This window comes from Arthrobacter ginkgonis (assembly GCF_039540195.1).
Taxonomy (GTDB): Bacteria; Actinomycetota; Actinomycetes; order Actinomycetales; family Micrococcaceae; genus Zafaria; species Zafaria ginkgonis.
The window spans coordinates 43,656-56,223 of sequence record NZ_BAABEO010000011.1; the positions used below are offsets into that span (position 1 = coordinate 43,656).

Here is a 12,568-nt window from a genome sequence, read left to right on the forward strand (position 1 = left end):
CTGTCTAGCCCTGTCGCTCCCCCGCTGTACGTTTCACCCAAGCTTGCCGTCTCCACCGCTCGTTTCGCCGAAGGTAGATGCCGGGTTTAGCCCCAAATCCGGCATCTACCTTCGGCGAAACGCAAGGCGGGGACAGCAAGCGTTGGCCAAAACGCCGGATCCGCCATCGTCCGCATTCGATATCGGCCGCATCCGACATTGCCCGCACCTGACATCGGCGGCACCCGGCCTCGGCGGGTCCCGGCGGACCTACGATGTAAGGAGGCAGGCCGCACCCGGGCCGGCGGCCTGCGCCCTGCGCTTTCGTCCTGGGCGGCTTTTCGGCCCCGCCGCCGCCCCAAGGAGGCCAGCGATGGTCAGCACCGCGATCGTCTACCACCCTCCCACCACCGGACGCTGGGCAGCCCTGCTGGCCGAACGTCTGCGCGCCGACGGAAACACCGCGGACCTGGTGCCGGTGCGCGCGGCCGCGTCCAACGACGTCGTCTTCTACGAGGCGCTGGTGCTGCTCAGCCCGGTCCTGTTCGGCCGAATGCACGGGGCCGCGCTGGTCCTGGACGTGTGCGGCACCCGCCCCACCGCCGTCGTTGCCGTGACGGAACCGGGCCGTGCCGCCCATGTGCACCGGATTTTCCGCTCCGTCGGACGCGACCGCATCGCCTTCTTCTGGCTGCCGCCGGAAGGCGACGTCCAGGACACGGCCCTGCTGCGGTCAGTGGCGGAGTGGGTCGGCCGTTCCGGCTACCGGCGCCGGATCGGCCGGTGACCGCGGGTTTTCAGCCCGCGACTTCGGGTTCGCCGCCTGCGTCGCCCTGAAGCAGTTGGGAGAAGTCCCGGGAGAACGCCTCGATCTGCTCCCCGCGGTCCTTGCGCTCCCAGTGGATGACGCGGGTCGCGACCACCTGGCCGCCCTGCTCGGCGACGGCCTGCTCGAGCTGCTTGAGGGTGTGGGTGCCGCCCATCCAGTCGAGGGGAAACCATTCGGTGGTGAACAGGACCACCCGTTTGCCGTCCAGGAAGGGCATCTGCGCCACGGCCTTGCGGATCGCCGGCGTGGCGGAGAAACCATGGACGGGGGCGCCGATCACGTAGAGGTCCGCTCCCGCGTCCTGCGGCACCGGGGTGATGGAGAGCTTGCCGAGGTCCGTCTCCTTCTCGTCGCTCGGGGTGATCCGGGTCAGCGAGGTCCGGTGGCCGGCGGCGCGGGCCAGGCCTGCCAGGGTTTCGGCCACGGAGAAGCAGTGACCGGTCTGGGAATGCACCAGGATCTCGACGCTCATGGGAGCTCCGTTCCGCTCGGGGTGGACCCACGGTAGCCCCGCGGAACGACTCAGGGCCACCCCCGTGCGGGATGGCCCTAAGCCGTTGTGCTGCGCAGTTAGTTGCACTGCGCCTTTAGTTGTACTGCGCCGCTATCCGGCGGTTGCCGGCCCGGATCCCTCGTCGGCGATGGTTAGGCGTTCTTGCGACGGGAACCCACGACGGCGGTAGCGCCGGCACCGAGCAGCAGCACGCCGGCGCCGCCCAGCATCAGGGCGCCGGAGTCCAGGCCGGTGTTGGACAAGGAGGCCGGGCCGCCGGCGGTGGTGCCGCTGCCGCTGCCGCTGATGGTGCTGGTGCTGATGGTGCTGGCGCTGAAGCTGTTTCCGCTTCCGAAGCCGTTGCCTTTTCCGTTCCCGTTCCCGTTCCCGTTGCCGTTCCCGTTGCCGTTCCCGTTGCCGTTCCCGTTCCCGTTGCCGTTGCCGTTGCCGTTGCCGTTGCCGTTGCCGTCATCATCGTCGTCGACAACGGAGATCTGGACGGAGCCGGACACGCCGGACCGCTTGCCATGGGCGGCGATGGTGTAGGTGCCTTCACGGTGACCCAGCTTCACCTTGATGGTGAAGTTGCCGTCGGCGTCGGCCTTCACCTTCACCTTCAGGTTCTTAAGCTCGCGGTCTCCGCGGAAGACCGTAATGGTGACGGTTTCGAAGGCCGTGAAGCCGGTGCCCGAAACCCTCACCGACTCGCCCGACTCCACGGTGCCCGAGGGTACCGTGATCGAAACCTCTTCGCCCGGGTACGGCAACGGCGCGGCGTGCGCGGCGCCCGCCCCCAGGAAAGTCAGCGAACCGGCAAGGGCAACTGCGGTCAAAGTCTTCTTCATGTGATATCCCCCGTAGGTAAGGCCCTGTGGCGGCGCTGGATCCGGTGTGCGACTCTCGTCGACCCCGCGCCGCTTCACATCTTTTGCAAACAGTTTGTTCGATTTTGGAAATGAACCTAGCAATGAACCCTTGACTCCAACAATCCGGGACGTCCGAATGCGACACGAGCCAACCCTGCGTTATGCAGTTGTCACCCATTGTAGCGAATTTAACAGTTTTTGTAATTACCCTGGCTGTCGAGTGACCCGCAATTGCGGCACGGCGCGCGGCGTCTTGAAGAACTCGGTGGCGATCAGGACCACCCGCTTGCCGTCCAGGAAGGGCATCTGCGCCACGGCCTTGCGGATCGCCGGCGTGGCGGAGAAACCGTGCGCGGGCGCGCCGCTCACGTAGAGGTCCGCTCCCGTGTCCCGGGGCACCGGGGAGATGGAGGGCTTGCCGAGGTCCGTTTCATTCTCGGCTCGGGTGGACCCACGGTAGCCCCGCGGAACGACTCAGGGCCACCCCGCGCGGGGTGGCCCTGAGTCGTTGTGCTGCGCAGCTAGTTGCACTGCGCCTTTAGTTGTACTGCGCCGCTATCCGGCGGTTGTCGGCCCGGATCCGGGCCGGCCGGCCAGGATAGTTAGGCGTTCTTGCGGCGGGAAACCACGACGGCGGTGGCGCCGGCACCGAGCAGCAGCACGCCAGCGCCGCCCAGCATCAGGGCGCCGGAGTCCAGGCCGGTGTTGGCCAGGGAGGCCGGGCCGCCCGCGGTGGTGCCGACACCGGTGCCGGTGCCGGTGCCGTTACCGTTGCCGGCGCCGTTGCCCTCATCGTCGGAGTCGTTGTCGTCGTCGGATCCGTTGTCATCGGAACCGTTGTCATCGGAACCGTTGTCGTCGTTGTCGTCGCCATCGGATCCGTTGTCATCGGAGTCGTCATCGTCGTCGTCGTCGTCGGCAACGGAGACCTGCACGGAGCTGCTCACGCCGGACTGGTCGCCAACGGCGAGGATGGTGTAGGTGCCGGAGCGGTAGCCCAGCGGCACTTCGTAGTTGAAGTTGCCGTCGGCGTCGGCAGTGACCTCGAAGGTGTCGATCAGGCGGTCGCCGCGGAAGACCTTGATGGTGACGGTCTCGAAGCGGTCGTAGCCGCTACCGGAAACCGATACCGACTCGCCCGGGTTCACGCTGCCGGACGGAACCGTGATCGTAACGTCTCCGCCCGGGTATTCGGGAGCGGCAGTTGCGGCGCCTGCTCCAAGGAAGGTCAGCGAACCGGCCAGGGCAACAACGGCCATAGTCTTCTTCATGTGGTATCCCCCATATGGTAGGTGCAAGGCTGCACAGGATCCGGTGGTGCGAATGTCGATCCCGCGTGTCTTAACAACGTTTGCAAACAGTGTGTTTGGTTCTGAAATTGAACCTAGCAACAAACCATCGATCCAAACAATTCAGTGTGCGTGAATGCGACAAGAGTTAATCTTGCGTTACGCAACTGTCATCAACTGTAGAAGACTTAACAACTTTAGTCATTGGCTGGATTGTGGGAGTGACCTGCAGGGACGGCACGGCGCGCGTCGAGTTCACGAACTCCACCGCCACCGTCGTTGACTCCCCCGGCGCCAGGTTGACAGTCCGCGAAGCGACGGGGCGTTTGCCGTGGAAGTGCGAACCGACCGGAGCGTCCTCCCCGTCGAGGCTGGCCCCCTTGACCAAGGCCTCGGCCGGTCCATAGATGACCACGTTGGTCTTGACGTTACCTTCCTTGACGCCGTAGACGCCGCCGCCGGTCACGTAGGCGGGCAGGGCCTGCGCCGCATTGCGGGGAGCCGTGTTGGACAGCGTCACTTCCACGGTGTCCACGGGCGTTCCGTCCGCCGCGCAGCGGCGCTGCACCTGGGCCGTCCGCTTGACGTAGTAGTCCATCTTGGCGCCGGTGCCGTCATTGAAGTAGACGCCGACCCCGGCCTCCGCGGAGGGACCGGAGACCGCGCCGGCGAGCGGTGTCCCGGCGAGGAGGTTTTGTTCTTCCTCCTGCGCGGACCAAATGAGCAGCCTGTTTTCCGCGGTGCTTTGCTGCAGCGCCTCGACCACCTTCTGGCCGTCCACCCCGCCCTCGGTGAGTGCGGCGAACACCTGGCCCGCGACGGCGGCGAAGTACGCGTCCTGGAGGGCCGGGTCCGGGATTTCCGCGTAGACCGTGGAAAGCAGCGTCTTGACCACGTTGTCGCTGGTCAGCTTGGTCGGCAGGTTCCCGGTCAGGGCCGGCAGCTCCGCGGAAGAGGACAGGCTGATCGGGCCGGTCGCCTCCAGCAGGTGGGAGAGGACCACCGCGTCCAGTGCCACGACGCCGTCGATGTCCGCGCCGCCGTGCTTCTTTTCCCACATGGTTTTGGCGAGGGTCGCCGCCGTCGGGAAGTCCGGCGTCAGGTTGACGTCCTGCATGTAGGTGCCGAGCCGGGCCGAGTAGATCAGCTCCTGCTCCGCGTCGGCCTTCACGGCGGGATCGAACACGCCCAGCTTGACCGCGCTGCCCTGTTCCCCCAGCTTGATGGCGCCGTCGTTGGCCTGAATGACGGCCAGTGCACCGGGGATGCCGCCGGTTGCCCGCACCTCGGCGCTGTTCTGGATCAGAAGCAGGTAGTTGCGCTTGTCCTCGGCCCCCAGCATCGGCGGCAGGATCTCGGCGGCGGCGGCGGCCGCCTCCAGCGGGCCGCGCAGCTCCCCAAACATCTCAGAGGCCTGGGCCACGGGACCGGTCAGCTGCGGAAGGAGCCTGGTCTCGTCGATGCGCTCCACCCGGGTGTAGGAGGAATCCACGGAACGGGAGAGCTTCTTGAGGGCGGGGGCCATCTCCTGCAGGGCCGCGATGTCCATCCGGCCGTCCTTGGGGGCCAGTCCGCCCAGGCTGTCGATGTCCACCTCCGTCAACAGCGGGGCGGCACTGCCCACCACCTTGTCCACGGACGCCGCGACGTCGGCGACGGCGGAAAAGTTCGCCCCTGCCCACGGCAGCATGGCGGCTGCCCGCCACAGCGGCCCGTCGCTTTCGCTGGCCGCCGCCGAGGTGTGCTGCTGCAGCTTGGCGAAGCTGGATTGGACGCCCTCGCTGTCGCCGGCCAGAAGGTGCTCCTTGAGCTCCGGGATGAGGACCACGCCTGCTTCCAGGTCGCCCTTGACCTGCAGGGCGGAATAGCCAATCCAGGCGCCACCGGCCCCCAGGAGGACCAGGACACCCGCGATGGGAAGGGCGATGCGCAGGATTCTCTGCCGGCGGGCCTGCCGCGACCGGCGGCTGCGGCGTTTCTTCCGGCCGCTCCCGGAGGAAGAAGGTGCTGGGGTGCTGAGCAACGGGTGTCCTTTGGTGAGTCGGGCCGGGCGGGGACAGCCTGTCCATGCTACCCACACCTTGGGCCGCGGACCGCCACGACGCAGCGGACACCCCGTCATCCGGCCCGGTCAGCCGGGGGTCGCCCGGCGCCGGGGCCAGCGGGCCTCCTGGTGGACTTGCCCCTGTTGGACCTGCCCGGGAATCGTCCGCGGGCCAAAAACAACAGGGCCCGTTTTCCGGTCCTGAGACTGGAAAACGGGCCCTTTCGGTGGAGGTAAGGGGATTCGAACCCCTGACCTTCTGCATGCCATGCAGACGCGCTACCAACTGCGCCATACCCCCGAGGAGGTGGTTCCGGCCGTTCGTTTCCGTCCGCCGAACCGAGTTAAGACTCTACACGATGAACGGCGCGGAACGCCAATCGGGCCCTGCGGTCCCGATTCCGGGTCCGCTCCGGGCCCCGTTTCGGGCCGGTCCGGGGCGGCTTCCCGAGGACTCGGCCGGCTCTCCTCCCTTTGTCAGGCGGACAGCCGGCGGGACCGCCACCCGGTCAGCAGTGCCAGCCCCAGGCCCAGCGCGGCAAGCCCCGCCCCGAGGAACGGCGGGGCCTGGTAGCCCAGCCCGGCGGTGATGACGGCGGCGCCGAGCGCGGCGCCCAGCGCGTTGGCGATGTTCAGGGCCGAGTGGTTCAGGGACGCGGCCAGCGACTGGGCCTTCGGCGCGGAGTCCATCAGCAGCGCCTGCAGGGAGGGCACCAGGATGGAACCGGCACCGCCCAGCAGGAACACCAGCGCCACGGCGGGCACCGCCAGCGGGGACAGGAACCCGAACACCACCTGGAGCACCACGATCCCGGCCAGCGCCCCAACGATCGTGCCGACCACGGACACGTCGGCGAGCCGGCCGCCGAACATGCCGCCGATCACCATGCCCAGCCCATACACGGCCAGCACCAGGGGCACGGCGCCGATCGGCAGGCCGGTCACGTCGGTGAGGATGGGGCTGATGTAGGAATAGACGGCGAAGAACCCACCGAAGCCCACGATGCCGGTCGCCATCGCCAGCCAGACCTGGCCGCGGCGCAGGGCGGAGAGCTCGCGCCGGATGCTGGCCTCGGCGTGGGCGGGGTTGAACGGGACGAAGACCTTGATTCCCACCCAGGTCAGCACGCCGGTCAGCGCGACGGCGACGAACATCCAGCGCCAGCCGAACAGCTGCCCCAGCCAGGTCACGGCCGGCACGCCGAGCACGTTGGCCACGTTCAGCCCCATGATCACCCAGGCGATCGCCCGTCCGCGCATGCCCGCGGGCACCAGGGTGCCGGCCAGGATCGCGGCGAGGCCGAAGTACGCCCCGTGCGGCAGCCCGGAGACGAACCGGGTGACCAGCATCCATTCGTAGGTGGGGGCCAGCACGGAGGAGAAGTTCGCGATCGTGAACAGCACCGTCAGCCACAGCACCATCGTCTTGTGCGGCACCCGCGCCCCGAGCACGGTCAGCAGGGGCGCGCCCACCACCACGCCCAGCGCGTAGGCGGAGATCAGGTAGCCCATGTCCGGATTGGACACGCCCAGGTCGGCGGCCCCTTCCTGGAGCAGGCCCATGATGGAGAACTCCGTGGTGCCGATGCCGAACCCGCCCAGGGCCAGCGCGACGACGGCCAGCAGCAGGGCCCTGCCCTGCAGGCGGGTGGAGCGGACTTGCGTCGCGGGGGCCGGGTGGGCGCGCCCCTCCAGCGCGGCGGTGGAGGATTCGGATGCGGCGGTGACGGGTTCTGGTGCGTTCATGGCGGGTTCCTCTGGGGCGGCCGGGGCTACTGGCGCCAGCGGTTGCGGTCGTCGGTGGCGCTGGTGGTGCAGGTGTAGCGCTGGCCGTTGTCCTCGCCCACGCCCGCGGCGCCGGAGGGCGAGCAGTACGCGCCCGGGCTCACCAGCGGAAGCGCGCCGTTCGCCGTCGTGCCGGTGGCGGCCGCGGTGCCCGCCGCACGCTGGCCGGGGCAGCCGGCCAGGACGGTGGCCATGGCGGACTTTTCGGCGGCGGTCACGGAGAGCGCGTACTTGTCCTTCACCGTGATCTGCCGGGCGACGTAGTCGCAGCGGTAGGCCTTGTTCGGCGGAAGCCATTCGGCGGCGTTGCGGTCGCCCTTGGAACGGTTGGTGCCCGAATCGACGGCCAGCAGGTTCAGCGGGTCGTTGGCGATGGCCACGCGCTGGTCTGCGGTGAGCTTCTGGCCGCCGGAAACCCAGACGTTCTTCAGGGCCACGACGTGGTCGATGTCCACCGCGCCCGCGCCGACCGTGAACTTGATGGCGGTGCCGGTGTAGGGGTCCGCGAGCTTGCCCGTGGCCACCTGGCAGGTGCTGCCGTCCTTGTACTTCTTGGCGGTCAGGTCACGGCGGAGGGTGTCGTTGCGGGCGTCGCACTTGTTGCCGTCCGGGTCCTTCCAGCCGTTGCCGAACTGCTTGTTCCGGTCGAACCCGGTGCCGGCGGCCTTGCCCTTGACGGTGAGTGTGTCCAAGATCTCGGCGGCCGGCGCCCCGGAAAGGGGCGTGCCGGCCGTTGCGTCAGCGGCTGACCCCTGCGTGGCGGAGGCGGCGGTGCCGGGTTGCGGCGTTGCGGCTGCGGGGCCGCAGCCGGCCAGCAACAGGGAGGCGACAAGGGCAAGGGCGGACAGGAACGGTTTTTTCACGGCACTCCGGGGGCAGGCGACCCGGGATGCGTCCAGGCCTGGCGTTTTGGGTTCCCTTTAAGCCTAGACGACGGCGGCCGCCCGCCTGCCGGAGCCCCTGGAACGGAGCCCCTAGAAACCCGTGTAGACGTGGGCGGTGTGGTGGACCTCGGGGGCGTCGGCGAAATGGGGGTCGACCAGTTCGCGCCACCGGCCGAACGCCTCCTCACCGAAGACGGCCGGTGGCCACGGCTACTGTTGGGGGAAAGGGTTGGACTGCACTGGTGGAGGACCGTTCGCCGGCCGGGTTGAGTCGCGGGAAGGAACGCAGATGCCTGTCGTTGAACCATCGCCCCTGGTGGCGTCCGTGGCCTCGGAGATCGTGAAGTACATCCGGGGGACCGGACAGGCCACCGGAGCGCGCCTGGTGGAGCGGAAGCTCGGGGAGCACCTGAAGGTTTCCCGCTCACCCGTCCGCCTTGCCCTGCAGATCCTGGAGGCAGAGGGGGTGGTGCGGCGGGCGGATCGGGGCGGCTACGTGGTGGCCCAACTCCCGGAACAGCTTCCCCTCGCGGCCGAGGCCGCCGATGACGAGCTGTACCACCGGATTGCCGCCGACCGGCTGGAAGGCCTGCTGCCGGACCGGGTCACGGAGAACTTCCTGCTGCGCCGCTACGGGATGACCCGGACGGAGCTGAGCGAGACCCTCCGCCGCATCTCGAACGAGGGATGGATCGACCGCACGCCCGGCTACGGCTGGGAGTTCCTGCCCATGCTCGACTCCCTTACCGTCTACCGGGACAGCTACCGGTTCCGCCTGGTGATCGAACCCGCCGCAATCTTGGAGCCGACCTTCACGCTCAACGTGGAGGCCCTGCGGAAGTGCCGGGAGGACCAGCAGCGACTGATTGACGGGGCCATCTGGAAGGTGTCCAACGCGGCCCTGTTCGATTCGAACAGCGCGCTGCACGAGGCGGTCATGGACTGCTCCAACAACCCGTTCTTCAGTGACGGCCTGCGCAAGGTGGACCGCCTGCGCCGGCTGATCGAATACAAGAAGTCCCTCCCCCGGGACCGGGCCCTGGAGCGGTGCCGCGAACACGTGCAACTGATCGACCTGCTGCTGGCGGGGCACAACGAAGCGGCCGCGGCCTTCATGCGCGAGCACCTGACCACCGTCAGCGCGGAAAAGACCGCGGCGCCGGACGCGAAGTGACCGCCCGGCGGGCCGGGTCGGGAAAGGAGCGGGCCCGGCCTACCTGCGGAAGGCCTTCTCGGCCCCGCTGAGTGCCAGGGCGCCGCAACAGAGCCAGATGGCGGCAGCGGGCCCCAGCCCCGAGGCGGCAACCCCCGCGGCCAAGGGCATCGCCACTTGGCCGGCCCTGTTGCCCATGAGGCGGACGGCCAGCGCCGGACCGCGCCACGGCGCGGGCACCGCGGTGGCCACGAGCGTCATGGTGATGGGTTGCCCCAGCCCCAGGAACAACCCGCCGACAAAGAGGAAGGCCCCGGCGAGGAGGGGTTGGCCGAGGGTCAGCGGCGGGGCGACCAGGGCAGCGGCCGCCCCGTAGAGGCTGGCCAGCAACAGGGCCCGGCGCCCCAGCCGGCGGGAGAGCCACGGCAGGAACGCGCGGGAGAGAATGGAAGCCCCGCCGCGGACGGCCAGCAGCGCACCCACGACCGCCGGCGGGACGCCGGCGCCCTCAGCCACCAGTGGGAGGAAGGCAATGAGGATGTCCAGCATGGCCAGCAGCGCGAGCGACGCCGCCATGTGGGATCCGACGCCGGGAACCCGCAGGATCCGGGCCAGGGTGGCCCGCCCGGTCGACGTCTCCGCCAGCGGGGGTTCGCCCGCGGCCTCCCCGGCCGCCGCCCGTTCCGACCCGCTGGCTTCCCCGCCAGCGCCCCGCTGGGCGCCGGCGGTCAGGCGGCTCGGCAGCAGCATCAGCGGCAGGGCCGCCAGCGACATGGCCGCGCCCACCCACAGGGCCATCGTGATGCTTGAGGACCATTCCGGGGATCCTCCGCCGGAGCCGGCCCCCAACATGAGGCCGCCCGCCAGGGGGCCTGCCATTTGGCCCGCGGAGTACGCCGCGGTGAACCAGCCGAATCCCTTGTCCAATTGGTCGTCGGGGGCGTAGCGCGCCACCGCGGACTGGCCGGCGATCGTGAACACCAAGTGCCCCATGCCCAGGACGGCACTGGCCGCGCCCACCAGCGCCGCGTTCGGCGCGAGGGCCAGCCCCGCGGCACCGATGCCGAGCACCGCAGCCCCAATCGCCACCGTGCGCCCCAGTCCCCCGGCCCGGCTGGCCAACCGCCCCAGCCACATGGCGGACACCAAAGGCAGCACCGCATAGGCGGCCGCGACCAGGCCCACCGTGAAAGCGCTGGCTTCCAGTTCGAGCAGCTTGTAGGTCGTGACCGGCCGCACGAGATTCAGGGCGGTCTGCGACAGCAACGCCGCGGCGACCAGGAGCCAGAGCCAGGCACCTTGGCGTCGGACCTGCGGCACCCTCAGCCCCTGCGCGGTTTGACGGCGACGACCCGCACGTTGGCCCCAAGCAGGATCTGCCGGGCGGCCCCTACGAGGGCGGCGGCCATCGCAGCCGCGCCATCTCGGGGTCGGGTGCGGGCGACTGCAACGGTCATGGCGTCCTCCGGGGATTCGGGGCTTGCAGCGTGGAGCACTGCAGGGGTTCTACGGAACCCCTCATGGTTTATAGCATTTCCAAAATACCTGATCCTGTTGCTGTCGGCCGGTGTCGGCCGCTGTCGGCAACAAGATCGTCAGCCGCACCCGCCAGGACGTCTAAGCGCCCCAAGGAACGAGCGCCGGAAAGAGTGCACCAACGCAAACGGTGGCGCGGGACCAGCCAGGTCCCGCGCCACCGTGTGCACTTGTGGGCAGCGCCCTCGGCCCGCTGCCGCTGTCAGGGTGACGGCGTGGCGAGCTGCCAGCTTTTGCCGGGGGTGAAGAGGTCGCTGGCCAGGTCCAGTCGGGTCCACGAAGCCAGGTCTTCGGCCCGCAGCAGGTCCCCGGGCAGGTGGGCGGAGGTGTTGGACGCGATGACGCGCAGGTCGGCATTGGCGAGAACGACGGGTTCCTGGTGCCGCCCGCTGGAGAGGAAGCGTTCGAACTTGTCCGCCAGGATGTCGGCTCCGGCGACGCCGGCGAAGCCCCGTGCGGTAACGACGGGAACGGAGATTGTCACGGTGTACGTGTAGGAATTGATGCCGCCAAAGTCGACGTACGGTCCGATCACGGCGGCGGCCCCGAAATCCTGGGGAATGGAAAACCAGCTCCGCGCGGAGTAGTCATAGAAGTTGTCCCGCTGGGGGTTGAGGCTGTGGCCCACAAACTCCAGGTTTCCCCGACTGTCGGTGCCCCACCACTCCATCCAATAGGGGCTATCCGCCAGGTAGTCGACGGCGGTGGCCACGCCCAGGCGGTCCATGGGAGGATTCGGGTCCCGCAGGCACGCCTGCAGACTCTCGCTGATCCCGTCAAGGTCACCCCGGGAGGGGCGGCGCCCCTCCTGCTCGACGGCGTCAAGCAGGGCCTGCATGGCGAGTCGGACACGGGACAGGTCGTCGCGAGTCCTTTGGAGGAACCGCGCGATTTCTTCCGCGAGTCCGTTCAGCTCGTCGAGCCGCGCGGACCCGGGGTACGCCTCTTCCCTCATGACGCCGCCAAGGCCAGGTGCCGGTCGATCAGGACACGGACTTCCCGCGCGCAATGCGCGGCTGCATGCCGTTGCGCGGCGTCGGGGTCCCGGTCGCGGATTGCGGTCACGATGAGGGCGTGTTCCTTTACGGTTTCATCGGATGCCGGCCATTCCGGCACCCAGAGCAAGGGGGCCACCTGGCCCTGAGCCTGGACGATCAAGGTGGTCAGGTGCGACGACTGCGCCGCTATGCCGAGTTCGATGTGGAAGCGGCTGTCGGCACGGCGGCGAGCACCGGCGCTCGTGGCATCGGCGAAATTTTGCGCGAGTCCTTCCAGGCGGGCGACGTCCTCGGGCAGGGCGCGCAGCGCGGCAAGCTGAGCGGCCGCGCCCGTCAGTGCCCCCGCCAGGTCCCCCAGGTCACGCAGCTTCCCCGTGCTCATGGTGCGCAGTTGCGCTTCAGCCCGCTCGCGGTTGGTATCGCTGGAGTCCTGGACGTAGCTTCCTCCGCCCCGCCCCCGCCGCGTTTCGATCAGTCCACGGTCCCGCAGGACCGTCAGCGCCTGCCGCAAGGTGACCGTTGAAACCCCCAGCTTGCTGGCCAGCTCCGCCTCGCTGGGCAGCCGTTCCCCGTCGGTCAGCACCCCCACGGCCATGGCCATTTCCAGCTGCTGCACCACGCCGTCGACCAGTTTTGAGACAGAGTCGTCCTGCGGTCTGACGAGGCCCAATGCCAAAGCGCCTATCTCCACAGTATTCAATCCTTGCCAACG

General features: G+C 68.9%; 13 protein-coding genes and 1 tRNA gene. 2 read left to right on the forward strand and 12 right to left on the reverse strand.

Annotated elements, in window-relative coordinates; all coding sequences use genetic code 11:
- Positions 1 to 352 precede the first annotated feature (352 nt).
- Positions 353 to 766 carry a hypothetical protein gene (locus tag ABD912_RS08670; protein ID WP_345150080.1) on the forward strand — a complete coding sequence of 138 codons (414 nt, stop codon included), beginning with the start codon at positions 353 to 355 and terminating at the stop codon, positions 764 to 766.
- Between the two features lie 10 nt (positions 767 to 776).
- Here ABD912_RS08670 and ABD912_RS08675 read toward each other — a convergent pair whose 3' ends face one another.
- From ABD912_RS08675 to ABD912_RS08710, 8 genes are all read right to left on the reverse strand, one after another.
- Positions 777 to 1,280 carry a flavodoxin family protein gene (locus ABD912_RS08675; RefSeq protein ID WP_345150081.1) on the reverse strand — a complete coding sequence of 168 codons (504 nt, stop codon included), beginning with the start codon at positions 1,278 to 1,280 and terminating at the stop codon, positions 777 to 779.
- 173 nt (positions 1,281 to 1,453) lie between these two features.
- Positions 1,454 to 2,146 carry an immunoglobulin domain-containing protein gene (locus tag ABD912_RS08680; RefSeq protein ID WP_345150082.1) on the reverse strand — a complete coding sequence of 231 codons (693 nt, stop codon included), beginning with the start codon at positions 2,144 to 2,146 and terminating at the stop codon, positions 1,454 to 1,456.
- 225 nt (positions 2,147 to 2,371) lie between these two features.
- A complete protein-coding gene (locus tag ABD912_RS08685) occupies positions 2,372 to 2,536 on the reverse strand; it encodes a hypothetical protein (protein WP_345150083.1) in 165 nt (54 codons plus the stop codon).
- 233 nt (positions 2,537 to 2,769) lie between these two features.
- The gene (locus tag ABD912_RS08690; RefSeq protein ID WP_345150085.1) at positions 2,770 to 3,438 is read right to left on the reverse strand and encodes an LPXTG cell wall anchor domain-containing protein; all 669 of its coding nucleotides are present in this window, start codon (positions 3,436 to 3,438) and stop codon (positions 2,770 to 2,772) included.
- A 166-nt stretch (positions 3,439 to 3,604) separates the two neighbouring features.
- Positions 3,605 to 5,479, reverse strand: a complete 1,875-nt coding sequence (locus ABD912_RS08695; protein ID WP_345150086.1) for a DUF4012 domain-containing protein — start codon at positions 5,477 to 5,479, stop codon at positions 3,605 to 3,607.
- 249 nt (positions 5,480 to 5,728) lie between these two features.
- Positions 5,729 to 5,801: transfer RNA gene (locus ABD912_RS08700), tRNA-Ala, on the reverse strand.
- 176 nt (positions 5,802 to 5,977) lie between these two features.
- Positions 5,978 to 7,246, reverse strand: coding sequence for an MFS transporter (locus tag ABD912_RS08705; protein WP_345150088.1), 1,269 nt, complete (start codon positions 7,244 to 7,246; stop codon positions 5,978 to 5,980).
- A 26-nt stretch (positions 7,247 to 7,272) separates the two neighbouring features.
- The gene (locus tag ABD912_RS08710) at positions 7,273 to 8,148 is read right to left on the reverse strand and encodes an HNH endonuclease family protein (protein WP_345150089.1); all 876 of its coding nucleotides are present in this window, start codon (positions 8,146 to 8,148) and stop codon (positions 7,273 to 7,275) included.
- 310 nt (positions 8,149 to 8,458) lie between these two features.
- Between ABD912_RS08710 and ABD912_RS08715 the strand changes: the two genes are divergently transcribed.
- On the forward strand, positions 8,459 to 9,343 hold the full coding sequence (locus tag ABD912_RS08715) for a GntR family transcriptional regulator (protein ID WP_345150090.1): 885 nt from the start codon (positions 8,459 to 8,461) through the stop codon (positions 9,341 to 9,343).
- Positions 9,344 to 9,382: 39 nt separating this feature from the next.
- Here ABD912_RS08715 and ABD912_RS08720 read toward each other — a convergent pair whose 3' ends face one another.
- The 4 genes from ABD912_RS08720 to ABD912_RS08735 form a co-directional block, all read right to left on the reverse strand.
- Entirely contained in the window at positions 9,383 to 10,642 is a 1,260-nt protein-coding gene (locus ABD912_RS08720; protein WP_345150091.1) for an MFS transporter, read from the reverse strand.
- A 2-nt stretch (positions 10,643 to 10,644) separates the two neighbouring features.
- Positions 10,645 to 10,779 carry a hypothetical protein gene (locus ABD912_RS08725; RefSeq protein WP_345150092.1) on the reverse strand — a complete coding sequence of 45 codons (135 nt, stop codon included), beginning with the start codon at positions 10,777 to 10,779 and terminating at the stop codon, positions 10,645 to 10,647.
- Between the two features lie 281 nt (positions 10,780 to 11,060).
- Entirely contained in the window at positions 11,061 to 11,813 is a 753-nt protein-coding gene (locus ABD912_RS08730; protein ID WP_345150093.1) for a cache domain-containing protein, read from the reverse strand.
- Positions 11,810 to 12,547 carry a FadR/GntR family transcriptional regulator gene (locus tag ABD912_RS08735; protein WP_345150095.1) on the reverse strand — a complete coding sequence of 246 codons (738 nt, stop codon included), beginning with the start codon at positions 12,545 to 12,547 and terminating at the stop codon, positions 11,810 to 11,812. The genes ABD912_RS08730 and ABD912_RS08735 overlap by 4 nt, the downstream gene beginning before the upstream one ends.
- Positions 12,548 to 12,568: the final 21 nt, after the last annotated feature.

What these genes read in the sequence shown, in the direction of transcription:
- ABD912_RS08670 (WP_345150080.1), top strand. Translation starts at nt 353, where the DNA reads ATGGTCAGCACCGCGATCGTCTACCACCCTCCCACCACCGGACGCTGG.
- ABD912_RS08705 (WP_345150088.1), bottom strand. Translation starts at nt 7,246, where the DNA reads ATGAACGCACCAGAACCCGTCACCGCCGCATCCGAATCCTCCACCGCC.
- ABD912_RS08690 (WP_345150085.1), bottom strand. Translation starts at nt 3,438, where the DNA reads ATGAAGAAGACTATGGCCGTTGTTGCCCTGGCCGGTTCGCTGACCTTC.
- ABD912_RS08675 (WP_345150081.1), bottom strand. Translation starts at nt 1,280, where the DNA reads ATGAGCGTCGAGATCCTGGTGCATTCCCAGACCGGTCACTGCTTCTCC.
- ABD912_RS08725 (WP_345150092.1), bottom strand. Translation starts at nt 10,779, where the DNA reads ATGACCGTTGCAGTCGCCCGCACCCGACCCCGAGATGGCGCGGCTGCG.
- ABD912_RS08680 (WP_345150082.1), bottom strand. Translation starts at nt 2,146, where the DNA reads ATGAAGAAGACTTTGACCGCAGTTGCCCTTGCCGGTTCGCTGACTTTC.
- ABD912_RS08715 (WP_345150090.1), top strand. Translation starts at nt 8,459, where the DNA reads ATGCCTGTCGTTGAACCATCGCCCCTGGTGGCGTCCGTGGCCTCGGAG.
- ABD912_RS08730 (WP_345150093.1), bottom strand. Translation starts at nt 11,813, where the DNA reads ATGAGGGAAGAGGCGTACCCCGGGTCCGCGCGGCTCGACGAGCTGAAC.